The following is a 22,646-nucleotide window of genomic DNA, read 5'->3' as shown; positions in this document are numbered from 1 at the left end:
TAGGGTCTGGGCGATCCATGAATTGAAGGTTCGCTCCATGTCTCTCCGCTTCGCTTCCGACAGCCCCGACGCCATCCCGCTGCACATCGTCCCGCGGGACGAGGCCGAGGGTTGGGCCGCCGCGCAACCCGATCGGGTCCGCCTGTGGGCGGAGGCGAACGGTTTTGACGGGGCGCTGGGCAAGGTGCTTGTGATCCCGGCAGAGGATGGCGGGATCGACGCGGCCGCCGTTGGCTTTGGCACCGCCGCGGACCGGGCGCGCGGCCGTTTCGCGCTGGCGCGGGCGCAAACCGCCCTGCCGGAGGGCACGTATCGGCTGGTCACGCCGCTTGAACCCGGCCACCGGGACGAGAATGCGCTGGGCTGGCTGTTATCGCGCTATCGCTTCGGCCGTTACCGGGCGACGGCGCCGGAAGGCGCGGCGCTGGTCGCCCCCGACGGCGTGGATGCCGCTCGGCTAGAGGCTATCGCGGCGGGCGAGGCGCTGACGCGGGACCTGATCAACACGCCAGCCGCCGATATGGGGCCGGACGCGCTGGAAGAAGCGGCGCGCGATCTGGCGTCCGACATCGGGGCCGAGATCGAGGTGACCACGGGCGGCGAACTGCTTGAGGCGAACTTCCCGATGATCCACGCGGTCGGCCGCGCCGCCGCATCCGCGCCGCGCCTGATCGACATGCGCTGGGGGACCGAGGGGCCGACGGTCACGCTGGTCGGCAAGGGTGTTTGTTTCGACACCGGCGGGCTGAACATCAAGCCCGGCGCGTCGATGGGGCTGATGAAAAAGGACATGGGCGGCGCGGCGACCGTGCTGGGCCTTGCCAGCATGATCGGCGCGCTGAAACTGCCGGTGCAGCTGCGCGTGCTGGTGCCGGCGGTCGAGAACAACATCGCGGGCAACGCGTTCCGTCCGCAGGACATCCTGACCTCGCGCAAGGGCCTGACGGTCGAGATCAACAACACCGACGCCGAGGGTCGGCTGGTGCTGGCGGACGCGCTGGCACTGGCGGACGAGACGCCGCCGGACCTGCTGATCTCGATGGCGACGCTGACCGGCGCGGCGCGGGTCGCTGTCGGCCCGGATATCGCGCCGTTCTACGCGACCGACCCGGCGCTGGCGGCGGCGATCCGGGCGGGCGGAACCGCCATCGCGGATCCGGTGTGGGAAATGCCCTATCACACGCCGTACGAGGACATGATCGAGCCCGGCATCGCCGATCTGGACAACGCGCCAAAGGGCGGCTTCGCGGGGTCGATCACCGCCGCCTTGTTCCTGCGCCGTTTCGTCACTGAAACGGCCCGATATGCGCATTTCGACATCTACGGCTGGCAGCCCGCGGGGGCGCCCGCGCGGCCCAAGGGCGGCGTCGGACAAGGCGCGCGGGCGATCCTGCAAGCGCTGCCCGGGGTGCTGGGCCTGTGACCGACCGCCGGCTGCTTCCCGCGAACGGCCGCGTCGCCGCGGCGCATTTGAAGGGTCAGGTCGAGGCGACAGCCTTTGTCGAGGGCACGCCGGCGCGTATCGCGGTGGCCGTCGCTGACCTGTGGCGCAGCCCGGGCGGGCGGCGTGACCGGCAGTTGCTGTTGGGCGATGCCGTCACCGTCTACGAACGGTACGAGGGCTTTGCCTATGTTCAGGCGGCCAAGGACGACTATGTGGGCTATGTGGCCGAGGGCGATCTTGGCCCCGCCGATGCCGCGCCGACGCACTGGGTGGCGGTTCCCGGCTCGCAGGCCTATCCCGAGCCGGACATGAAGGTGCCGCAGGTGATGGACCTGCCGTTCGGCGCGCATGTCAGCGTGGTGACGCATCAGCCGAAGTTCTTCGAGACGGCGGACGGGTACTATATCCCCAAGCCGCACCTCTGGCCGATCGACAAGCGGTTCGCCGATCCGGTGACCGCCGCGCAACTGATGTTCGGTGCGCCCTATCTGTGGGGCGGCAATACCGCGCGCGGGATCGACTGCTCCGGGCTTGTGCAGGGTGCCTTGCTGGCCGCAGGCATCAAGGCACCCGCCGACAGCGACCAGCAGGAAGTGCTGGGTCACGAGATCCCGGAAGCCGAGCCGCTGATGCGCGGCGACCTGCTGTTCTGGAAGGGCCATGTGGCGATGGTGGTGGACCCGGACGTGATCCTGCATGCCAACGCACATCACATGGCCGTCGCGTACGAGCCTCTGGACAAGGCCATTCTGCGGATCGAGGCGCAGGGCGACGGGCCGGTGACCCATCGCAGACGGCTCGGCTAAAGCCGTAATCCCGAGGGTCGGCGCCACGGGCGAAACAGCTGTTCCCGTGTCTGCCAGACGCACCAGCCGAGGGTCAGAAGGAACGGCACGGACCCGCCCCACCGCAGCGGATACCACGGCCCGCCCAGGTGGCCGTCATGAGTGAAGCCGCTGGCGAAATAGAGCAATTCGTACAGGGACAGAATTGCCGCGAGCGGCAGGAAGCCCCGCGCAACGCGGCCGGGCGTAGTGTCGGGTGACCGGGCGATGATCCACGCCTGCACCCCGATCCACGTCACGTAGAACTGAGCGTGCCCGACCTTGTAGACGGCAAAGACGGCGAGGATGCCGATCAGCAGCGTGACTTCCCAGTCCAGCCGCGCCAGCCAGCCGTGCAGCGCGACCAGAACGGCTGTTGCCAAGACGAACAGGCTGTTCTTGGCCAGCAGGAATTCCATCCAGCCCGAGGTCTTTAGCGGCTCGAACTGATAGAACAGGCGCAGGATCGACAGCATCTTCGGTGGCCGGTCCGACCCGAAACGCAGCGGGGTCAGCAGGCTTTCGCCCCACACAGCGTAGGCTGCCGCCATGCCGACCGCGAAGACCGCTGCGGCGACAAGCGGCACGCGCAGGTCCAGTCGGCCGTCTCCGCGAGAGGTCAGGAAGCCCGCGAACAAGAGCGGGTAGAATTTGTAGAGACCAGCGAAGGCAAGAAGGATCCCGGCGGTGGTGCGCCGGTTCCGTGCAAAGCTCGAGCAGGCCACCATCGTCAGCAGCGCGGGAACGATGTCGTTGATGCCATAGATCAGGACCGCGATCACGACGAGCGGAGCAAGCGGGAACAGAAGCGCCAGATACAGGACGCGGCGCGCGTCGGGACGACCTGCCTCGGCCAGCAGAAGCGCGAAAGCAAGCACCGCGCACAGCGCGAAGACCGACTTCGGCAGCAGGGGGTGCCAAGCCGCCAGCGGGGCCAGCAGCAGGTGCAGCGGACCATAGGCGTTCGGCGCGGCAAGTTCCCGGCCGCCAAGCGCGGTGATCCACGGATCGATGCCCTCGGCCGCCATCAGCCACTGTTTCAGGTAATCCGCGTGGTCATGGGTCAGCCCGACTGCCAGCGCGATCACCGGCAGCGCCAACGCGACGGTCCATGCCAGAAGGCGCGCGGTCGGCGGCACGTTCTATGATTTCCAAGTGTAAAGCGCCGTCACGGCATAGTTCCACGCCGCGCCCACGACGATTCCCGCAAGCGCCGAGGCCCACCAGACCGCGCCAAAGCTGTCGAACAGGTAGACGGCGACGCCCACGTTCGCCAACGCGCCCACGGCGGACGCGGCGCAGAACGACAGCCAGCCCGGCAACAGCTTCCAGCCGCGCAGGCGGCGGTCGTGGTAGGTGAAGACGTTGTTGATGAAGAAATTCACCGTCATCGCGACGAAGGTCGCCAGTGCCTGCGCGGCGCCGAAGCCAAGGTCCAGGCCTTGGAACGCCAGCGACAGGATCACCATGTGGACCACGACGCCCAATGCGCCGACCATCGAGAACAGGATGAACTTCACCGGAACCGCGCGGCCCAGCGACTTGGCCAGCAGCAATTCGAGGAAGTCGATCAGCACCTTGCTGTCCATCTTGCTTTCGCCGCGGGTGCGGGCGCGGAAGACGTATGGAATCTCTTGCACCTTCAGCGGCTCGCCCGGCGTCGCTAGCAGATCCAGAAGCAGCTTGTAGCCCTGCGTCGACAGCCGGGGCGCACGGGCGCGCAGGACATCCGTCCGCAGCATGAAGAAGCCGCTCATCGGGTCGGACAGCGCCAGCCCGGTCATGCGCCGCGCCAGCCGCGTCGCCAGTTCCGACGCGCGGCGACGGTCCTCGGACCAGTTTCCGGTGCCGCCGCCGTCGACATACCGAGAGCCGACGGCAACGTCGGCGGCGCCCGACCGCAACAGGTCCAGCATCGCGCGCAGACGGGTCTCGTCGTGCTGCATGTCGCCGTCGATTACGGCGGCGAAGGGTGCGGTGGTGGCCAGCATGCCCTCGATCACCGCGCCAGACAGGCCACGTCGCCCGATCCGCTGATGACAGCGCACGTGTGGCCGGTCGCGGGACAGGTCCCGGATACGCTCGGCGGTGCCGTCCGGACTGTTGTCGTCGACGAAGATCAACTCATAGGCGATTCCGTCCAGCGCGGATTCGATGCGCGACACCAGTTCGGCGACGTTGCCGGCCTCGTTGAAGGTGGGAACGATCACCGCCAGTTCCGGGCTGGACAGCTGCGCCGTCAGGGGCGGCGCCGGGTCCGTAAGCGGAAGCACGGACGTCATGCGGGGCAGGGGCTGAATCTTTCAGACTCCGACGCGAGGGAACCTTGTTCCCCTTGATGAAGCGAACAGAGGTAAAGTTAAAGCGTTCTTGCCGTAAAGACAGCCGCCCGGCGGGATTTCGCGACCGCAGGCCAGATGCAAGCCGACCGCCGAGGCCCTGTTTTCCGATGTGTGGGATTGAAGCGAGCGGGACGTTCCCGGAGGCGGAGGTGTGGGGGCTATGAACCGACCCCGTGATCGTTCCCGCTCGCGACAAGATTGTTTTCGCCTCTCATGTCGGCAGCGGAATGGTGCAGCGGTGCCCGGCGCGGGGTCTTTTTGCGGCGGGAAATGGGCAAAGTTAACGGTCTGAGGTGACGCGCAGTCGGGGAAGTGCATCGAAACGCTTGATTTAACCGGGGCATGACCCCAATCTGTTTCGTATGACGATCCAGACGCCGACCCCGTTTCCCGCGTCACGCCGGATTCCGGAACAGGTTTCGTTCGACCGCAGGGAACTGGGCACGATCCTCGGGCTGTATGGCCGGATGGTCGCTGCCGGTGAGTGGCGGGACTACGGGATCTCCGCCCTTCGTGACTGTGCCGTGTTCTCGGTTTTCCGACGCACCGCGGAACGCCCCATGTACCGTATCGAAAAGCATCCGCGATTGCGCCTGAAACAGGGGCAGTACTCGGTGATCGGGATGGATGGGCAGATTCTCAAGCGCGGCCATGACCTGAAGACGGTGCTGCGGGTGCTTGAGCGGAAGCTGATCCGCGTTGTGGAATAGCGCGCGGGCGCGGTCACGCGAACCGCCCCTGACAGAACCATCCCCCCGACATCGCGCCGCCATGCGCATAGTACAGCCACAGCCGCTCTCCGGTGTCGGCCGTCACCTGCCAATAGTCGCGCACCCCGGTGCGCCATTCGGGCTCGTCCAGCCACCATTCCGGCGCGATCCGTTCCGGCCCCGAGGCGGCGGTGGTCTGCATCGTGCGCCCGCGCCAGCGAAACCCGGCCGGCGGGCGGGGCAGGTCCGGGGCGCTGACGGGCTCGGGCCGCCACATGACCAGCGGGCGCGGCGTCGGCGGCAGCGGCCAGTTCTTCGCGGGCTCTGACCAAGCGGCAGCGACCCGATGCGAGGTCTTTTCCGGGATATGGCTGTCGGCGGGATGGGCGCGGCTGATCCGCTCCAGCCCGATCCGCGCGCCAAGCCGCCCGATCAGGTCGTCCAGCCGCATGTCAGAGTTCAGCCGGGTCATCGCCTCGGCCGCCGCGTCCATGTGGCCGCGATGCTGGCGGGCGTGGACGGGTTCGGTCACATGCGCCTCGATCCGGATGCAGTCGATGCCATAGCCCGCGTCGATCTCGTCCAGCTTCAGGATCAGCAGCGGGCGGATACGGTCGGGGCTGGCCGAGGGCCGCGCCATGCCGACCTCGACGGTCTGCATCGTGTTGTCGGCGCGGAACAGCTGTAACCGCAGCCGCCGCGCGCCGCGTCCCTTCTCGACCAGCCGCTTCTCCAATTCCGGCAACAGACGGTCGATCGCGGCCATCACGTCCTCGTCCAGCCCGATCGGGTCGGGCAGGGTCAGCCGCACCGCGAAATGGAACACCGGCTTGGCGGGCGACACCGCCTCGGGCGTCTGGCCCATCGCCTGATCCAGCCGCAGCACCAGCGGCTGCCCGAACCGGCGCGCCAGCGTGGCGCGGGGCACGCCGACCAGATCGCCGATGGTGCGCAGGCCCAGCTTCGACAGGCTGGCGGCGGTGTCCGCGTCGATCCGCAGCGCCGCGACCGGAAGCTCGGCCAACGCGGTGCGGGTCTGACCGCCCGCCGCGATGCGCCCGCCGCGCGCCTCAACCCCGTGGCGGGGCGGGGGCGGGCCGCCGCGTTCCCAGTTGCGCCGCTTGGCCGCGCGGGCGCGGGTGGCATAGGCCTCCTGGTCGATGGCGTCGCCCGACCGTACCGCGCCCGGCGCCCGCCCGGCATAGCGCGCCAGCGCCCAGGCCGCGCCCACCGTGTCGGCGATGCCCGACTGCACCGTCAGGCCCAGATCGGCGCAGTCCAGTTCCGCCTGGCTGACCAGTTCCGCCTCGCCGCCGAACAGGTGCGCACAGCCGGTCAGGTCGATGATCAGCCCCTCTGGCGGCTCTTCGGCCACCCAGGGAGAGAACTTGCCGGCCCATCGCCGCAGCGCCGACAGGAAGACGGCGTCGGCATGCGGGTTCGCCAGCCGGGTGATCAGGCCGGGGCACATCGCCTGCGCGTCGCGCAGGGGTTGCCCCGCCCGCAGCCCCTCGGCCGAGGCGCGCGCCGACAGCGACACCAGCACCTGCGCATTGTTGCGGTCGCCCACCACCGCGAAGGGCGCGTCAAGATACCCGCCGCCCGCGCGCAGCAGGCGCTCGGCGGCAAGCCGGGGAAACCACAGCGACAGGATACGGCGGATCGACATGGCGGGCAGCACGACAAATGTTCCTGATACGTTCTCACTGTACGGTGAGTCGCCCCGCCGAGTCGAGCCGCCCCGAGCCGTCGGAAGCCCCTGACCGATCACGGGTAATTTATGACGGATTTGATTGCGGCGTTACGAAAGCCCTCTAAGCTGCAACGCAGCAAGCTATCGGAGAGCCAGTTCACATGAAGAAATCCATTCGCATCGCCAGCGCCGCGGCCATCCTTGCCGCAACCGCCGCCATTGCCCATTCCGCCGTCGAGAACGAGGCGGTCAAAGCCCGCATGGACTCGATGTCGACCATCGGCATGAACCTGAAGACGTTGGGCGACATGGCCAAGGGCACCACGGATTTCAACGCTGACGCCGCGAATGCCGCCGCCGCCGCCATCGCGGAAGAAGCCGCGATGGTGCCCGCCCTGTTCGAACCGCAGGAAGACGATCCGGAGTCCGAGGCGCTGCCGGCGATCTGGGAGAACTGGGACGATTTCACCGCCAAGGCCGGCGATCTGGAAACCGCGGCGTCCGATGCGTCCGGCTCGATCGCCTCGGTTGAGGATATCGGCGCCGCGATGCAGGCGATCGGCCCGACCTGCATGGCCTGTCACCGCGCCTACCGCGAGTGACGCTTTCTGCCCCGGCGGTGCGCTCGCGCGTCCGCCGGGGTGTCCCACGATCTCAGCCGCAGGTGATGGTCAGAATCCGGCCCTCGGGGTCGAGATTGAAATTGATGCGCGCCGGGTTGTGATCCATCGTCACGATGCCGTTATGCGGCACCACCCGCATCGGGCTGACGAACACGATCCCCTGAAGTTCGGACGCCGGCTTGCCGATGTAAGACCGGTATTGGCCGGTTCCGCAGGCATCGGGCTCGACCGCCGCAGGGGGGCGCGGCGCCGGGGGTTCGAACACGCGCTCGCAGCCCGCAATCGCGGCACAACAGGCGCCAAGCAAAACCAGTTTCCTCATATCGTCACCTCGCGGCAAAGGTTGCAAACCACTCGGCATTCGCTAAGGGTTTTCACGATTGTAACTCTGGGAGGCCACTGATGAAAACCCGCGCCGCCGTCGCCACCGCTGCTGGCAAACCGCTTGAGATCATGGACGTCAACCTTGACGGTCCGAAGGCCGGCGAAGTTCTTATCGAGATCAAGGCCACCGGTATCTGCCACACCGACGAATTCACGCTGTCTGGCGCCGACCCCGAAGGCCTGTTCCCGGCGATCCTCGGACACGAGGGCGCGGGCGTCGTCATGGAAGTGGGCGAAGGCGTCACCACCGTGAAGCCCGGCGACCACGTGATCCCGCTGTACACCCCGGAATGCCGCGAGTGCTATTCCTGCACCTCGGGCAAGACCAACCTCTGCACCTCGATCCGGTCCACGCAGGGTCAGGGCGTGATGCCCGACGGCACCTCGCGCTTCACCACGCTCGATGGCGATCCGATCCTGCACTACATGGGCTGCTCGACCTTCTCGAACCACACCGTCCTGCCCGAGATCGCGGTGGCGAAGGTCCGCGAGGACGCGCCGTTCGACAAGATCTGCTACATCGGCTGCGGTGTGACGACGGGGATCGGCGCGGTAATCAACACGGCAAAGGTCGAGATCGGCTCGACCGCCGTCGTGTTCGGCCTCGGCGGCATCGGCCTGAACGTGATCCAGGGCCTGCGGCTTGCGGGCGCCGACATGATCATCGGCGTCGACCTGAACCCGGCGAAGAAGGAAATGGCCGAGAAATTCGGCATGACCCACTTCGTGAACCCGAAAGAGATCGGCGAGGACATCGTTCCCTACATCGTGAACCTCACGAAACGCCGCGGCGATCTGATCGGCGGCGCCGACTACACCTTCGACTGCACGGGCAACACCACGGTGATGCGGCAGGCGCTGGAATGCGCGCACCGCGGCTGGGGTGAATCGATCATCATCGGCGTCGCGGCCGCCGGGGCCGAGATCGCGACCCGCCCGTTCCAGCTGGTGACGGGCCGCGTCTGGAAGGGCACCGCTTTCGGTGGCGCCAAGGGCCGGACCGACGTTCCGAAGATCGTCGACTGGTACATGGACGGCAAGATCGAGATCGACCCGATGATCACCCACACCATGCCGCTGGACGACATCAACAAGGGCTTCGATCTGATGCACGCGGGTGAATCGATCCGGTCGGTGGTTCTGTACTGAGCCTTGAGGGGTGCGGTTGAAACCGCACCCTACGGCGATGGGCGATACGATTGAAATCCGTTCCTATGCGGCCGCCGATGCGGCGGCTGTGTGGGACATCCTCTGCCCGATCTTCCGGGCGGGGGACACCTACGCGGTCGATCCCGAGATCTCCGAACCCGATGCGCTGGCCTACTGGACGGCGAACCACTGCTTCGTGGCCGAAGTGGGTGGCGAGATTCTTGGGACCTACTATCTCAAGACCAACCAGCCGGGCGGCGGCGCGCATGTCTGCAACTGCGGTTTCGCAACCTCGCCCGCGGCGCGCGGACGCGGCATCGCCCGCGCCATGCTGGCGCATTCTCTGGAGCAGGCGGTTGCGCTGGGCTACCGCGCGATGCAGTTCAATTTCGTCCTCGCCAGCAACACCCGCGCCGTCGACACATGGCAGCGCGCCGGGTTCGACGTGGTCGGGCGGCTGCCGAACGCGTTCCGGCACCCCGAAACCGGGTATGTCGACGCGCTTGTCATGTTCAAGGATCTGACCGGCTAGGGGGCTCTGCCCCCCGCACGCTTCGCGCGCTCCCCCCGAGGTATTTTTCAAGAGAAGAAGTAGCATCGCCTGTGCCCTTCTTCTCTTTCGAAATACCTCGGGGAGCGCGAGGGGCTGGCCCCTCGCATGTGTCTAGAACGGGTACTCCGCCAGCGGGTCGTGGATCGCGCCGTCGGGGGTGAGGATCGACTGGAACAGCGTGAAGCCCGCGACCTCGAACGGCGGGCAGGGGAAGTTCTGCCAGCGTTCCAGGAAGTTGCGCAGCTTCTCGAGGTCTCCCGGCTCCAGCCGGTCCGGCAGGCGGGCCAGCGTCACATGTGGGCGGTAGCGTTCGCGGCGGAGTTCGATGCCGGCGAGCCGGGCCGCGCCGCGCACCTTTTCGTGCAGGGCGGTCAGCGCCGGTTGTGTCTCTATCCCGGCCCAGACGACGCGCGGGGCGCGGGTGCCGAAGGTGCCGAGGCCGCGCAGCTGGACCTCGAACGGCAGGGCGCGGATCGACGACAGGTCGTCATGCAGCTGTTCCAGCAGCTCCTGCGATTGTTCGTCAAGGAAGGCGAGCGTCAGGTGCAGCGTGTCCGGGTCCAGCAGGCGTCCGGCGGGGATGCGGTCCTGCAGGTCCTCGAGCACGTCTCGGACGATCTCGGGCAGGTCGATGGCAACGAAGGCACGCATCAGGTCGCTCCTGCCGCCCAGTCGGCGGACTGCATCTCGCGCAGGCGGCTGGCGGTTCGTTCGAATTCGAAGACGCCTTCGCCCTCGATGTAAAGCTGTTCCGGCGTGTCGGCGGCGCTGGCGATCAGGCGCACCTTCGCCTCGTAGAGCGCGTCGATCAGCGTGACGAAGCGTTTCGCCTCGTTGAAATTGGACCGGCCAAGGCGGGGAATGTCCTCGAGGATCAGCACCCGCACCGCTTCGGCCACGGCGAGGTAATCGGCGGGACCCAGCATTCGGCCGCAGAGTTCCCAGAACTCTGCCCGCGCGACGCCGTTCGAGTAGCCCGGCAGCACCACCTGCCGTCCCTTCACGGTCAGCGTCAGCGCCTCCCAGTCGCCGCCGGTCAAGTCGTGCCACAGGCGGTCGATCTCGGCCCGCGCCTCGGCGTTGGCGGGATGGAAATAGACATCGGAGCCGGCCAGCCGGTCCTGCCGGTAGTCGTTGGGCGACTGCAGGTGGTGGACCTCCATCCGCTGCTTAATCAGTTCGATGAAGGGCAGGAACAGCGCCCGGTTCAGCCCATCTTTGTACAGGTCGTCGGGCACCCGGTTCGAGGTGGTCACGATGACCACACCACGCGCGAACAGGATCTCGAACAGGCGACCCACGATCATCGCGTCGGTGATGTCGGTGATCTGCATTTCGTCGAAGCACAGCAGCCGCGCTTCGTCGGCGACCTTCTCGGCCACTGGCCGCAGCGTGTCCTCGACGCCGGTGCCCCGGGCATCGTGCATGCCGGAATGGATCTCTTGCATGAAAGCGTGGAAGTGGACGCGGCGCTTTTCGGCGATCGGGACGGCGCCGAAGAACAGGTCCATCAGCATCGACTTGCCGCGCCCGACGCCACCCCACAGATACAGCCCCTTCGGCGGTTCGGGCGGTTTCGAGAACAGGCCGCGCAGCCCCTTCTTCTGCGACGGGGCGGTCTCGAAATGCGCACGGATGCGGTCGAGCGCAGGCAGAACCGCGTGTTGCGCCGGGTCCGCCTTGATCTCTCCCGCGCTGACGCGGGTCTCGTAGATATCCGTCAGGTTCTCGCCCATGGCGCACCCATAGTCCGCCGCGCTGGATAAGGAAAGATGATGAACAGGCGCACGAAAAACGATTTGACCCTCCGCCGAAATCGGCAGAGTTTCGCCCGGCCTTACGGAGCCCTCCCGCATGACCACGACCCGCGCCCCGCTTGTCACCCCAATCCTGATCGGTGGTTGCCTGATCATCATCGTCAACTTCGCGATCCGCGGAAGCTTTGGGGTGTTCCAGATTCCGATTGCCGAAGAGTTCGGCTGGATGCGGGCCGATTTCTCGATGGCAATTGCGATCCAGAACCTTTTCTGGGGGATCGGCCAGCCCTTGTTCGGGGCATTCGCCGAGCGGTTCGGCGACCGTCGGGCGCTGGTCCTTGGCGCGCTTATGTATGCGGCGGGGCTGGTGCTTTCGTCGTTTGCCGTCACCCCGGCGCAGCACTGGGTTTACGAAGGGCTGGTGGGCTTCGGCATCGCCGGGACCGGTTTCGGCGTGCTGCTGGCCGTGGTGGGCCGCGCCGCGAGTGACGAGAACCGGTCGATGTCGCTTGCCATCGTCACCGCCGCCGGGTCCGCCGGACAGGTGATCGGCGCGCCGCTGGCCGAGTGGCTGATGACCATCATGACGTGGCAGTCGGTCTTCCTGGTCTTCGCCGCCGCAATTCTTGGCACGCTGTTGTGCCTGCCGATGTTCCGCACCGTTGCCCAGCCTGCCAGCAACGCGGCGCTGGAAGAAAGCATGGGCGCGATTCTCGGGCGCGCGATCCGCGATCCGAGCTTTGTGCTGATCTTCCTTGGCTTCTTCTCTTGTGGCTATCAGCTTGGTTTCATCACCGCGCATTTCCCCGCGATGATCACCGAGATGTGCGCGGCCATCGACCCGTCGGGTACGCTGGCCGCGGTGGGTGTTTCGTCGACCTCGGCGCTGGGTGCCGTGGCGATTTCGGTGATCGGGCTGGCCAACATCGTCGGTACGCTGACGGCGGGCTGGCTGGGCAACCGGTTCCAGCGCAAATACCTGCTGGCACTGATCTACGTCGGTCGCACCGTGGCGTCGGCGCTCTTCATCCTTTTGCCGATCACGCCCGTCACGGTGCTTGTATTCGCGGTGGTCATGGGGTCGCTGTGGCTGGCCACGGTTCCGCTGACCAGCGGGCTTGTCGCCCATATCTACGGGCTGCGCTACATGGGTACGCTGTACGGGATCGTGTTCCTCAGCCACCAGATCGGTTCGTTTCTCGGCGTCTGGCTGGGTGGGCGGATGTACGACATCTACGGCGACTATTCCGCCGTTTGGTGGGTCGGTATCGGCATCGGCGCGTTCAGCGCCATTGTCCACCTTCCTGTGCGTGAGCAACCGCTCGCGATCCGCAAACCGGCGCTGGCCGCCTGATCAGGCGGTCCAGGCGTCGAGGATGTAGCGGCTGGTCATCAGGTCCAGATGCGCGCCGCCGCCGTTCTTGAACACGGTGATTTCGTCGTCCGAGCCCCGTGCGAAGCGGTCCGAACCGAGGTCATAATAGTCCGCCACGATGTCGTCCGGGGTGATCACGCCGTCCGCGAGCGGGGTCTTGATCTCTCCGATATGGCCGACCGTGGTGTCGCGGCTGTCGACGAAGATCCGGCCGCGCCGCATCACGGTGTCGTCCGCCTCGCGCATGTCGGGGCGGTAGGCGCCGATAAGGTCGATGTGCTGGCCGGGGCGTAGCCAGTCGCCCTTCAACACCGGTTCGGTCGACATGGTGGCGCAGGTGACGATATCGGCCTGACCGACGGCGTCCGCCAGATCCGGCACCGCTTCGGTGTGGTCGAAGTCGGCGGCCAGCGCCTTTGCGCCCGCTGGGCTTCGGTTCCAGACGAGGAACCGAGCGTTGGGGAAGCCCGCGCCATAGGCTTCGCGCAGGCTGCGGCCCACGGTGCCCGCGCCGACGATCAGGATCGTCCGGCTGTCGGGCCGGGCAAGCTTCAACGCGCCCAGCAGGCTGTCGCCCGCCGTCTTCCACTTGGTCACGAGGTGGAAGTCGATGATCGCCTGCAGCAGGCCGTCGGTGTCCGAGTACAGCGACACGCCGCCGTTCACCGTGCCAAGGCCTGCCGCCTTGTTGCCGGGGAAGATCGTCGCCGATTTCACGGCGATCCCCAGCCCGCTGATCCATGCGCTGCGACTGAGAAGCGTGTCGTCGCCGCGATACAGGAAGGTGTCATCCAGCGTCGCCTTCGGCAGCCTATGCCCGGCGGCAAGCGCCTTTGTCAGCGCGTGCCAGTCCATGCGGACTTCGGCTTCGGCGAAGGGGATGACGGGGACGGTCATGCCGCAGCTTCCTCCGGGGTCAGCAGGCCCTCGGCCACCAGACGGTCGGCAAGGCCCTGCGGCCCCTCGAACAGGTGGACCTGCCAGCCACGGGCGCGGGCGGCTTCGATGTTCTCGGGGCGGTCGTCGGTGAACAGCAGCGCCTCGGGGGCGACGCCGGTGCCTTCCTCGACGTGGATGTAGATCTCGGGTTCCGGCTTGATGGTGCGCAGCTCGCCCGAGATGAAGCGGCGGTCGAATTCGGTCAGGACCGGATAGGCGACATCGGCGAGGGCCAGCGTCGGGATGCCGAAGTTCGACAGCGCGAAGGTCGGCACGCCTTTGGCCCGCAGCGCGCGCAACAGGACGGCGCTGTGCGGGATGTCGGGCTGCGCCATCTCGATCCAGTTGTCGTGCCAGGCGCGGATGTTATCGGCGTGCTCGGGATGTTGCGCGGCGGTTTCGGCGACAAGGTCGGCAAGATGCTCGCCGCGGTCGGACCGCAGGTTCATCTCTTCCAGCGGCACCTCGGCGAACAGCTTTTCGCGCGCCTCGCGCCCGATCCGGGCGTCGTACCATTCTTCGGGGTTCCACTTGATCAGGACGTTTCCGAAATCGAAAACGACTGCCTCGATGCCTGCCATTCCGGGCCTCCATATTCTCGCGCCCAAGTGGTAGCGGGCGGCGGAAGGGATGGAAAGGTCAGCGTCGGCGCAGGGCGTCTTCCAGGGCTTGCAGAAACCGCGAGCGGTCCGCCTTGGTGAAGCCCTTGCCCGAGCCCTGGCGGAACGGATCGGCGGCGCGCAGGTCGGCCATCAGGTCGCGCATCGCCAGCGCATTGCCGATGTTCGTTGCGGTCAGTTGCTCGCCGTTGGGCTTCAGCACCATGGCCCCCGCCTCGACGCAGCGGGCGGCCAGCGGGATGTCGGAGGTCACGACGATATCGCCCGTGGTGGCCCGGTCGGCGATCCACATGTCGGCGACGTCCGGGCCTTCGGGGACGAAAACAGTCTCTACAAGCGGGTTCTGAGACGGTCTGAGGCCGCCGTTCGCCACCTGCGTCACAGGAACACGGTGGCGGGTTGCCACCTTCTCGATCTCCTGCTTCACCGGGCAGGCATCCGCGTCGACATAGATCATCAGTGAGGTCCGTGGCGGACGATCAGGTCCGCGTCCATGAAGCTGCCAAAGCCCAGGTCCGCGGCCTTCAGCGCGAAGCCCTCGGTTTCGATATGCAGCTGGTAGGGGGTTTCCGGGAATTTCGCGCCCGCTTCGATGACGTCGCGTCGGATCATCAGGAACGTGCCGCCAACGCAGCTAAGCGAGCGCAGGCCGTCGCCGGGCGACGGGTAGTGCCGGAAGAAACCGGTGGGCGGCTGGTACAGGCCGTCCCGCAGAAAGCGCCGGACCGAGCGGTCGCTGGGCGGCCGGACATAGCGGAACGAGTTGCGGTCGAATACCCTGTCGCCCTGATGCCGAAGACAGTTCGCAGCCAGTACCGGCGCGTTCCACGCGACCGCGCGGGCCACGGCGTTGGACGGGATTTCCGCCATGTCGGCGTCGATGAACAGCACGTACTCGGCGGGCGTCTGCATCGCGGCCTCAAGCAGCCGGTTGCGGCACGAGGCGATGGCGGCGCGCCGGGCGCGCTGAAGCCCGGCCTCGGTCCGGCTGGCGCGGACATGGCCGGACCCAACGTTGTGTTTCAGGAACCGTGTCGACGCGTAGCCACCGGCGACCCCAAGCATCGAGCGCACGGCGATCTCGCTGTCGTCGGTCGAGTCGCCTTCAAGCACGATCCAGTGCAGGCGGTCCTTGGGATAGGCCAGCCCGTCGATCAGGGCGGCATAGGTGGGAAGTGTAGGGGCAACGTCCTTGCACGGCGTCACGATGGCGACGTGCGGCTCGGGTTTGACCGCCCGCCGTTCCGGCCAGGGGAAGGCGGGCAGGGGATGCGTGAACAGCGTGTGCTGCGGATGCCGCTCGCGTCTGTCGGCGAACCTCGCCCACGCGGCGCGGATGTCCTCAGCGGCGCCCATTCAGCCAAGCAGCTCTTCGGCGTGGAACGCCACGTGGTCCGCCATGAAGGTCGAGACGAAGAAGTAGCTGTGGTCATAGCCCGGCTGCATCCGGAACACGGCCTGCTGGCGGCGGGTTGCGATAGCGGTCGCCAGCGCCTCGGGTTTCAGCAGGTCAAGGAACTGGTCGTTGGTGCCGGTGTCGATCAGCACCGGACCGTCAAAGCCCTTCTCGGCCATCAGAAGGCTTGCGTCATGCGCGGCCCACTGGCCGTGATCCTCGCCCAGATAGGCGGTCAGCTGTTTCTGGCCCCAGTCGCTTTTCGTGGGGTTGCAGATCGGCGAGAAGGCAGAGACCGAGCGGAACCGCCCTTCCAGCCGCATCGCCATCGTCAGCGCGCCGTGACCGCCCATCGAGTGGCCGGTGATGCCCTGCCGGTCCGGGTCCAGCGGGAACTCTCCGAACAACAGTTTCGGCAGTTCGTCGGCAACATAGTCCCACATCCGGAAATGCGGGTCCCAAGGCGCCTGATTGGCGTTCACGTAAAAGCCCGCGCCCTGACCGAGGTCGTAGGCTTCGTCGTCCGCCACACCTTCGCCGCGCGGCGAGGTGTCGGGGAAGACCAGCGCGATGCCGGCCTCTGCGGCCCAAGCCTGCGCGCCGGCCTTGGTCATCGCATTCTCGTGGGTGCAGGTCAGGCCCGACAGGTACCACAGCACCGGGACGTCCCCGTCCTTTGCCTGCGGCGGCAGGAACAGGCCAAAGGTCATGTCGCATTTCGTGGTGTCGGCGGCGTGGGTGTAGACCCCCTGAACGCCCCCGAAACAGGCGTTTTCCGATTTCGTTTCCATGGGATCCTCCGCTTGGCTGCTGCCCCGTGATGTTGCGGTCTGGCTACTGGAAGGCGGTCCATTCGGCAAGCCACGCCAAAACCAGCGAGACGGTGACAATGGACGCGGCGGTCGAGATCAGGATGGTCGCCGACACCCGGTGCGGCGCGACGCCGTAGTATTGTGCCACCATATAGATGTTGCCCGCCGTGGGCAGCGCGGCCGAGGCCACCATGACGGCGGCGGCGTAGGGTTCCACCGGCCAGATCACTATTGCCGCCAGCGCCACGAAGCCGGGGTGAACGATCAGTTTGCCGAAGGACAGCCACGCGGCTACCGACAGTCGCTCGGCCGACTTGCTGGCCAGCGAGGCTCCGATGGCGAACAGCGCGCCGGGTGTGGCGGCGTTGCCAAGCAGGGTCAGGAACTCGTTCGCGGGCACCGGAATCGGCACCTCAAGCGCGGATACCGTGAAGCCCGCGAAGATCGACACCAGCATCGGGTTGCTGACCAGACCGATGGCGACCGTCTTGAACACGCGGGGGGACAGGCGTTCACGGCTGCCGGTGATCAGGATCACGATCAGCGAGCCGAACACGCCAAGGTCTATGGCCAGCATCATCATGATATAGCCGACGGCGGCTTCGCCCATCAGCAGCGCCAGCATGGGGATGCCGAGGAAGCCGATGTTGCCGATCGCGGCGCATTGCGCTTCGACGGCAGCCTCGGCGACGGGCACCTTGCGCCACACGGCGACCAGCGTGAACACGACGTAGGCCGCGCCGGTCGCGGCGAGGTAGACCAGCATGAAGCGCCCGTCGAACACCTCGCCGAAGCTGAGGTTGGCCGAAAAGCGGAACAGCATCGCAGACAGCGCGAAGAAGAAGACGAACCGGGTCAGGGCATTCGCCGCGGCCTCGGAAAAGAACTTTGTCGCCGCGGCGATGTAGCCAACGCCGATCAGCAGGAAGAAAGGTAACGTCTTCAGGAAAATCTCGACCATGGACTCGCCTTAGCAGCTTGTCCGTTCCGCCGGAATGGCCCCCGTTCGATTTCGCGGATGGTGCGGCCCCGCGACCTTCCGCAAGGTCGCCTTGCCCCGGTCCTCGGCGGGTAATCGCAGGTTCTAGCCGCTGCCGATCAGCACGCCTGCCGCGAAAACAAGCGCGCCGCCAAGCACGACCTGAAAAGCGGCGCGCAGGAAAGGGGTCTGCATATAGCGTTTCTGGATCCATGCAATCGCCCAGAGTTCGACGAACACGACGATGGTGGCGATGATGGTCGCGGTCCAGAAATGCGGGATCAGGTAAGGCAGCGCGTGGCCTAGCCCGCCCAGCGCCGTCATGACGCCGGACGCGATGCCGCGTTTCAGAGGCGATCCCCGGCCCGACAGTTCGCCGTCATCCGACGCGGCTTCGGTAAAGCCCATCGAGATGCCCGCGCCAACCGACGCGGCAAGGCCGACAAGGAAGGTGGTCCACGTGTCCTGTGTCGCGAAGGCCGTGGCGAAGATCGGCGCAAGGGTCGACACCGACCCGTCCATCAGCCCCGCCAGCCCCGGCTGCACCCAAGTCAGCACGAACTGCCGGTGCGAGGCGCGGCCCTCTTCGTCGCGGGTCTCATCGCTCAGGTGCTCGCGGATCAGTTCGTCCGCCCGTTGCTCGTGCCCCGCCTCGGCGGCAGCGAGATCGCCCAACAGCTTGCGCGTTTCGGCGTCCTGCATCCGGCTTGCGGCGTTCAGGTAGAATTGTTCCGCCTGCCGCTCCATCGCTTCGGCTTCCTCGCGGATACGCTCGATCGGCAGGTTCTCGACCAGCCAGACGGGGCGGCGGGCGTAATATCCCGCAACGTGTTCGCGGCGGATCAGGGGGATGACCTCGCCGAACCGTTTGCGGTGCAGGTCGATCAGCCTTTGCCGGTGCCCGTCCTCCTCGGCGGCCATGCCGTCGAACACGGCGGCGCTGGAGGGGAATTCCGCACGAAGCCGTTCGGCGTACTGGCGGTAGATCCGTGCGTCGTCCTCTTCCGAAGAGATCGCAAGCGCAAGGATCTCTTGCTCTGAAAGGTCCCGGAAGCGCCGGCGTCCAAAGGCTGGCATCATGTCTGCACCCATATATTAGAACAATTCTAAAGTAGGGATTGCTTCCGTAATGACAAGGGCAACTTACCGCCTTTCATCGCGGCCGTCCTTGTCGGAACTGAACCGTTCGGTTTATATTCATAAAGTCCACTGGACGGGGATGAAATGACCGCCGGAATGGGTGACATCAAGCACGGCCGCAAGTTCGACCAGGTGGTCGAGGGCGCCCGCGAGATCTTTCTGAGCGCAGGCTTCGAGGGGGCGAGCGTGGACGACATCGCGCGCGCCGCGCAGGTGTCGAAGGCGACGCTGTACAGCTATTTCCCCGACAAGCGACGGCTGTTCATGGAGGTCGCTCAGCGCGAATGCCAGCGGCAGGCCGAGGCTGCGGTGGCGCGTATCCAGATGGCCGGCCCCGCCTGCGACGTGCTGTTCGAGGCGGCGACCGAGATGACGAAGTTCTTTCTGTCCGACTTTGGCCGCCAGACCTTTCGCATCGCGGTTTCCGAAGCCGAACGGTTTCCGGAACTGGGCCGGGAGTTCTACAACTCCGGCCCGACCCGCGCCCGCGGCGCGCTGGTCTGCTACCTGAAGGACCGGATCGAGGCGGGCGAGCTGGATATCGACGACGTGGGTTTCGCCGCCGAGCAGTTCATCGAACTGTGCAAGGCCGGGCTTCACATCGAGTGGGTTCTGGGCATCCGTGACGGGTTCACCGACGCCGAGGTCAGCCGGGTGATCCGGGGCGCGGTCGAGATGTTCCTCGCCCGTTACGGCCGGAAAGACTAATCCAGCCGCCGCACCTGGAGCTGATTGCCGGTCTTCCGTGTCTCGAAGCGTTTCAGCCCCTCGACAAGGTCCGACAGCTTGCGCTTGCCGTAGGTCCGCGTGTCGAAGTCGGGGTTGTCTGCGGTGATGTACTGGCCGATCTGGCCCAGCGCATACCACTCGTCGTCCTGCTGGATCTTGTCCATTGCCCGCAAGATCAGCGGGATCGCCTGCGTCGGCTGCTGCTTGCCCGGAGCGGGCGGCGCGCCCTTCACAGGTTCGGGTTCGTCGATGATGTTCTCGATCAGGACGAAGCGGTTGCAGACGTTCCGCAGGCTTTCGGGGGCCTTGCCCTCGCCGATGCCGATCACGTCGAGACCCTGTTCGCGGATACGGTTGGCCAGCGCGGTAAAGTCGCTGTCCGACGACACAAGCACGAAGCCGTCGAACCGGCCGGTATGCAGGATGTCCATCGCGTCGATCACCAGCCCGATGTCGCTGGCGTTCTTGCCGACGGTGTTCGCGCTTTCCTGATGCGCGACCATGCCCAGCGTCCGCACTTCTTTCGCCCAAGCCGACAGGCGGCCTGACGACCAGTCGCCATAGACCCGCCGCAGCGCGGGTTCGCCGAAGGTGGTGATTTCCTTCAGGATCGGCGCGGCGAACTTGGCGGGGATGTTGTCGGCGTCGATCAGGACGGCATAGAGCGGGCGGTCGCGGTCGGCCATCTGGGCCTCCTTTCGGGTCTGCACCATCGCGCGACCCATGCCATAGCGCCGGCCCGATGGAAAGCCCGGCGGCGGGCCCGCGCCATGTGGGCCGGGCGCGCTTTGTGGTCGTTGCGCGCCCGGTCCCTGTTTCGTCTTTTACAGCGCTTCCAGCACCGCCTCGCCGGACGAGATCTGGCATTCGCCCGGGTTCGGCTCGGCGCCGACGTGGGTGATCTTGCCGTTCTCGACGACGCAGACATAGCGCTTGGACCGGCCATACAGCCCGGCGGGCGGCGCGGTGAAATCCTGCCCCAGCGCCTTGGTCACCTCGCCACCGGCGTCGGCGAGCATGGTGATTTCGGCATCGTCGGCGCCCAGCTGGGTGCCCCACGCCGACAGGGTGAATGGATCGTTGACCGACAGGCAGATCACCTCGTCCACGCCCTTGCCGCGGATTTCGTCCGCGGTGCGCACGAAGCTTGGCATATGCGCGGTCGAGCAGGTGCCGGTGAAGGCGCCGGGCAGGGCAAAGATCACCACCTTGCGGCCTTCAAGCTTCTCTCCCAGCTCGACCGGAGCCGGCCGTCCGTCATCGCCTAGCGTCAGAACCGTTCCGCCCGGAAACGTATCGCCCACTTCTAGTGCCATTCGCGGCATCCTTCCCTGATTGCCATTCCTCTGACGGTAGATATAGGAAGGTTTCGGCACGTGACAGGTACTGGGAGAGGGCGGATGGACGATATCGTTGTGATCGGGGCCGGGCAGGCCGGGGCATCTCTGGTGGCGAAGCTGCGGAAGCTGGGCTTCGAGGGCAAGATCACCCTGATCGGCGAAGAGCCCGCGCTTCCTTACGAACGCCCGCCGCTGTCGAAAGCCTACCTGCTGGGCGACGTCGGACAGGAGCGTCTGTACCTGCGGCCCGCGACGTTTTACGAAGAAAACAACATCGAGGTCATCACCGACCTGCACGTCGACACCATCGACCGGGGCGGCAAGGAAGTGATCGCCGGCGACCGGCGCATTCCCTACGACAAGCTGGCGCTGACCACCGGCTCGATCCCGCGCCGGCTGCCCGCCGCGATCGGGGGCGACCTGCCGGGTGTCTTCACCGTGCGCACGCTGGCCGACGTCGACGCGATGGCGCCGATGTTCAAGGAAGGCGCCCGCGCGTTGGTCGTGGGTGGTGGCTATATCGGGCTGGAAGCGGCTGCGGTCGCCCGCAAGTCGGGGATGGACGTCACCGTCGTCGAGATGGCCGACCGCATCCTGCAACGCGTCGCATCGCCCGAGACCTCTGACTATTTCCGCGCGCTGCACACCGACAAGGGCGTGAACATCCGCGAGGGCGTCGGCCTTCAGAAACTGGTGGGCGACGATCATGTTTCGGGCGCGGTCCTGAGCCACGGCGAAGAACTGGCCGTCGACGTGGTGATCGTCGGCATCGGCATCGCTCCTGCCATCGCGCTGGCCGAAGCCTGCGAACTGGAGATCGAGAACGGCATCAAGACCGATGCGCAGGGCCGTACCTCGGACGAGGATATCTGGTCCGCGGGCGATTGCGCCTCGTTCCCGTACAAGGGTGGGCGCATCCGGCTGGAGTCTGTGCAGAACGCCATCGATCAGGCGGAATGCGTGGCCGAGAACATGCTGGGCGCGGGCAAGGACTATTTGCCTTACCCGTGGTTCTGGTCTGACCAGTACGACTGCAAGCTGCAGATCGCGGGGTTGTCGACCGGCTATGACCGTATCATCACGCGTGGCGAGGGCGCGGCGGTGTCGTTCTGGTACTTCAAGGGCGACCAGTTTCTTGCCGTCGACTCGATGAACGACGCGCGCAGCTACATGGTGGGCAAACGGCTGCTGGAGATGGGCAAGAACCCGGACGCCGAGGCCATCGCGAACCCGGACACCGAGCTGAAGACGCTGTTGCGGGGCTGACATGCGGATCATCGCCGGGACCATGCGCGGGCTGCGTCTGGCCTCGGTCGGCAAGGGCGATGCGGGGGCGCACCTGCGGCCCACCACGGACCGCGTGCGCGAGTCGCTGTTCAACGTGCTGTCGGGCGGGCATTTCGGCGATCCGATCGAGGGGGCCGAGGTGCTGGACCTGTTCGCCGGGACCGGTGCGCTGGGTTTGGAGGCCCTGTCGCGCGGCGCGGCGCATGTCACTTTCGTGGACGACGGCGGCAAGGCGCGCGCGCTGATCCGCGAGAACATCGGCCTGACCCGCAGCGCGGACCGCACCGCCCTGATCAAGCGTGACGCGACCCGGCTTGGTCCGGTGACGGGTGCGCCTGCGACGCTGGTCTTCCTTGATCCGCCCTATGGCAAAGGCCTTGGCGCGAAGGCGCTGGAAGCCGCTGTTACTGGTGGCTGGATCGCGCCCGGCGCCCTGATCGTGTGGGAGGAGAACGGGCCACAGACCGCGCCCGAGGGGTTCGAGCTGCTCGACACCCGCCGGTACGGTGATACACACGTGACGTTTCTCGAGCGGTCGGCAGGCTGACTC

The 22,646-nt window shown here is 66.6% G+C and carries 25 protein-coding genes; 10 read left to right on the top strand and 15 right to left on the bottom strand.

What is annotated here, in order from left to right:
• Positions 1-37: 37 nt before the first annotated feature.
• Positions 38-1,423 (top strand): leucyl aminopeptidase family protein, encoded by a 1,386-nt coding sequence (locus ACP156_RS08700; protein ID WP_425050917.1) that lies wholly within the window; start codon positions 38-40, stop codon positions 1,421-1,423.
• Positions 1,420-2,250, top strand: a complete 831-nt coding sequence (locus ACP156_RS08695) for an NlpC/P60 family protein (RefSeq protein ID WP_425050916.1) — start codon at positions 1,420-1,422, stop codon at positions 2,248-2,250. The genes ACP156_RS08700 and ACP156_RS08695 overlap by 4 nt, the downstream gene beginning before the upstream one ends.
• Here the strand turns inward: ACP156_RS08695 and ACP156_RS08690 are convergent.
• Together ACP156_RS08690 and ACP156_RS08685 are read right to left on the bottom strand one after the other, a co-directional pair.
• On the bottom strand, positions 2,247-3,407 hold the full coding sequence (locus ACP156_RS08690; RefSeq protein ID WP_425050915.1) for a glycosyltransferase 87 family protein: 1,161 nt from the start codon (positions 3,405-3,407) through the stop codon (positions 2,247-2,249). The two genes, ACP156_RS08695 and ACP156_RS08690, sit on opposite strands and share 4 nt — an antisense overlap.
• Positions 3,408-3,410: 3 nt before the next feature.
• Positions 3,411-4,550 (bottom strand): glycosyltransferase family 2 protein, encoded by a 1,140-nt coding sequence (locus tag ACP156_RS08685; protein ID WP_425050914.1) that lies wholly within the window; start codon positions 4,548-4,550, stop codon positions 3,411-3,413.
• Between the two features lie 422 nt (positions 4,551-4,972).
• On the opposite strand from ACP156_RS08685, the gene ACP156_RS08680 reads away from it, so the two are divergent.
• Positions 4,973-5,320, top strand: a complete 348-nt coding sequence (locus tag ACP156_RS08680) for a DUF2794 domain-containing protein (RefSeq protein WP_425050913.1) — start codon at positions 4,973-4,975, stop codon at positions 5,318-5,320.
• A gap of 13 nt (positions 5,321-5,333) precedes the next feature.
• On the opposite strand, the gene ACP156_RS08675 is transcribed toward ACP156_RS08680, so the two are convergent.
• A complete protein-coding gene (locus ACP156_RS08675) occupies positions 5,334-6,989 on the bottom strand; it encodes a Y-family DNA polymerase (RefSeq protein ID WP_425051888.1) in 1,656 nt (551 codons plus the stop codon).
• Between the two features lie 185 nt (positions 6,990-7,174).
• Between ACP156_RS08675 and ACP156_RS08670 the strand changes: the two genes are divergently transcribed.
• Positions 7,175-7,615, top strand: coding sequence for a c-type cytochrome (locus ACP156_RS08670; RefSeq protein WP_425050912.1), 441 nt, complete (start codon positions 7,175-7,177; stop codon positions 7,613-7,615).
• A 52-nt stretch (positions 7,616-7,667) separates the two neighbouring features.
• On the opposite strand, the gene ACP156_RS08665 is transcribed toward ACP156_RS08670, so the two are convergent.
• Entirely contained in the window at positions 7,668-7,958 is a 291-nt protein-coding gene (locus ACP156_RS08665; RefSeq protein WP_425050911.1) for an I78 family peptidase inhibitor, read from the bottom strand.
• An 80-nt stretch (positions 7,959-8,038) separates the two neighbouring features.
• On the opposite strand from ACP156_RS08665, the gene ACP156_RS08660 reads away from it, so the two are divergent.
• Both ACP156_RS08660 and ACP156_RS08655 read left to right on the top strand, forming a co-directional pair.
• Positions 8,039-9,169 (top strand): S-(hydroxymethyl)glutathione dehydrogenase/class III alcohol dehydrogenase, encoded by a 1,131-nt coding sequence (locus ACP156_RS08660; protein ID WP_425050910.1) that lies wholly within the window; start codon positions 8,039-8,041, stop codon positions 9,167-9,169.
• 37 nt (positions 9,170-9,206) lie between these two features.
• A complete protein-coding gene (locus ACP156_RS08655; protein WP_425050909.1) occupies positions 9,207-9,701 on the top strand; it encodes an N-acetyltransferase family protein in 495 nt (164 codons plus the stop codon).
• Between the two features lie 132 nt (positions 9,702-9,833).
• Here ACP156_RS08655 and thpR read toward each other — a convergent pair whose 3' ends face one another.
• Positions 9,834-10,373, bottom strand: a complete 540-nt coding sequence (gene thpR, locus ACP156_RS08650) for an RNA 2',3'-cyclic phosphodiesterase (RefSeq protein ID WP_425050908.1) — start codon at positions 10,371-10,373, stop codon at positions 9,834-9,836.
• Positions 10,373-11,458, bottom strand: coding sequence for a cell division protein ZapE (gene zapE / locus ACP156_RS08645; protein ID WP_425050907.1), 1,086 nt, complete (start codon positions 11,456-11,458; stop codon positions 10,373-10,375). Before zapE ends, thpR begins: the two co-directional genes overlap by 1 nt.
• A gap of 118 nt (positions 11,459-11,576) precedes the next feature.
• Here zapE and ACP156_RS08640 point away from each other — a divergent pair, with 118 nt between their 5' ends.
• Complete coding sequence (locus tag ACP156_RS08640) at positions 11,577-12,833, top strand: MFS transporter (protein WP_425050905.1); 1,257 nt, start codon at positions 11,577-11,579, stop codon at positions 12,831-12,833.
• On the opposite strand, the gene ACP156_RS08635 is transcribed toward ACP156_RS08640, so the two are convergent.
• From ACP156_RS08635 to mbfA, 7 genes are all read right to left on the bottom strand, one after another.
• On the bottom strand, positions 12,834-13,751 hold the full coding sequence (locus ACP156_RS08635) for an ornithine cyclodeaminase family protein (RefSeq protein ID WP_425050904.1): 918 nt from the start codon (positions 13,749-13,751) through the stop codon (positions 12,834-12,836).
• Positions 13,748-14,374 carry an HAD family hydrolase gene (locus tag ACP156_RS08630; protein ID WP_425050903.1) on the bottom strand — a complete coding sequence of 209 codons (627 nt, stop codon included), beginning with the start codon at positions 14,372-14,374 and terminating at the stop codon, positions 13,748-13,750. The genes ACP156_RS08635 and ACP156_RS08630 overlap by 4 nt, the downstream gene beginning before the upstream one ends.
• A 58-nt stretch (positions 14,375-14,432) precedes the next feature.
• The gene (locus ACP156_RS08625) at positions 14,433-14,870 is read right to left on the bottom strand and encodes a YaiI/YqxD family protein (protein ID WP_425050902.1); all 438 of its coding nucleotides are present in this window, start codon (positions 14,868-14,870) and stop codon (positions 14,433-14,435) included.
• A complete protein-coding gene (locus tag ACP156_RS08620; RefSeq protein WP_425050901.1) occupies positions 14,870-15,769 on the bottom strand; it encodes a hypothetical protein in 900 nt (299 codons plus the stop codon). The genes ACP156_RS08625 and ACP156_RS08620 overlap by 1 nt, the downstream gene beginning before the upstream one ends.
• Entirely contained in the window at positions 15,770-16,600 is an 831-nt protein-coding gene (gene fghA / locus ACP156_RS08615; RefSeq protein WP_425050900.1) for an S-formylglutathione hydrolase, read from the bottom strand.
• Between the two features lie 43 nt (positions 16,601-16,643).
• Entirely contained in the window at positions 16,644-17,582 is a 939-nt protein-coding gene (locus ACP156_RS08610) for an AEC family transporter (protein ID WP_425050899.1), read from the bottom strand.
• Positions 17,583-17,705: 123 nt separating this feature from the next.
• Entirely contained in the window at positions 17,706-18,680 is a 975-nt protein-coding gene (mbfA, locus tag ACP156_RS08605) for an iron exporter MbfA (protein WP_425050898.1), read from the bottom strand.
• A gap of 144 nt (positions 18,681-18,824) precedes the next feature.
• Here mbfA and ACP156_RS08600 point away from each other — a divergent pair, with 144 nt between their 5' ends.
• A complete protein-coding gene (locus ACP156_RS08600) occupies positions 18,825-19,448 on the top strand; it encodes a TetR/AcrR family transcriptional regulator (RefSeq protein ID WP_425050897.1) in 624 nt (207 codons plus the stop codon).
• Here the strand turns inward: ACP156_RS08600 and ACP156_RS08595 are convergent.
• The gene (locus ACP156_RS08595; RefSeq protein WP_425050896.1) at positions 19,445-20,155 is read right to left on the bottom strand and encodes an NYN domain-containing protein; all 711 of its coding nucleotides are present in this window, start codon (positions 20,153-20,155) and stop codon (positions 19,445-19,447) included. The genes ACP156_RS08600 and ACP156_RS08595 overlap by 4 nt on opposite strands.
• 138 nt (positions 20,156-20,293) lie before the next feature.
• Positions 20,294-20,785 carry a peroxiredoxin gene (locus ACP156_RS08590; RefSeq protein WP_425050895.1) on the bottom strand — a complete coding sequence of 164 codons (492 nt, stop codon included), beginning with the start codon at positions 20,783-20,785 and terminating at the stop codon, positions 20,294-20,296.
• Positions 20,786-20,869: 84 nt separating this feature from the next.
• On the opposite strand from ACP156_RS08590, the gene ACP156_RS08585 reads away from it, so the two are divergent.
• Together ACP156_RS08585 and rsmD are read left to right on the top strand one after the other, a co-directional pair.
• Positions 20,870-22,075 carry an NAD(P)/FAD-dependent oxidoreductase gene (locus ACP156_RS08585; RefSeq protein ID WP_425050894.1) on the top strand — a complete coding sequence of 402 codons (1,206 nt, stop codon included), beginning with the start codon at positions 20,870-20,872 and terminating at the stop codon, positions 22,073-22,075.
• Position 22,076: 1 nt separating this feature from the next.
• A complete protein-coding gene (rsmD, locus tag ACP156_RS08580; protein ID WP_425050893.1) occupies positions 22,077-22,643 on the top strand; it encodes a 16S rRNA (guanine(966)-N(2))-methyltransferase RsmD in 567 nt (188 codons plus the stop codon).
• Positions 22,644-22,646: the final 3 nt, after the last annotated feature.

The sequence above is a fragment of the Psychromarinibacter sp. S121 genome (assembly GCF_049801035.1).
Lineage (GTDB): Bacteria > Pseudomonadota > Alphaproteobacteria > Rhodobacterales > Rhodobacteraceae > Psychromarinibacter.
The sequence above is the reverse complement of the archived record's forward strand: the minus strand, read 5'-3'. Positions and strand labels throughout refer to the sequence as shown.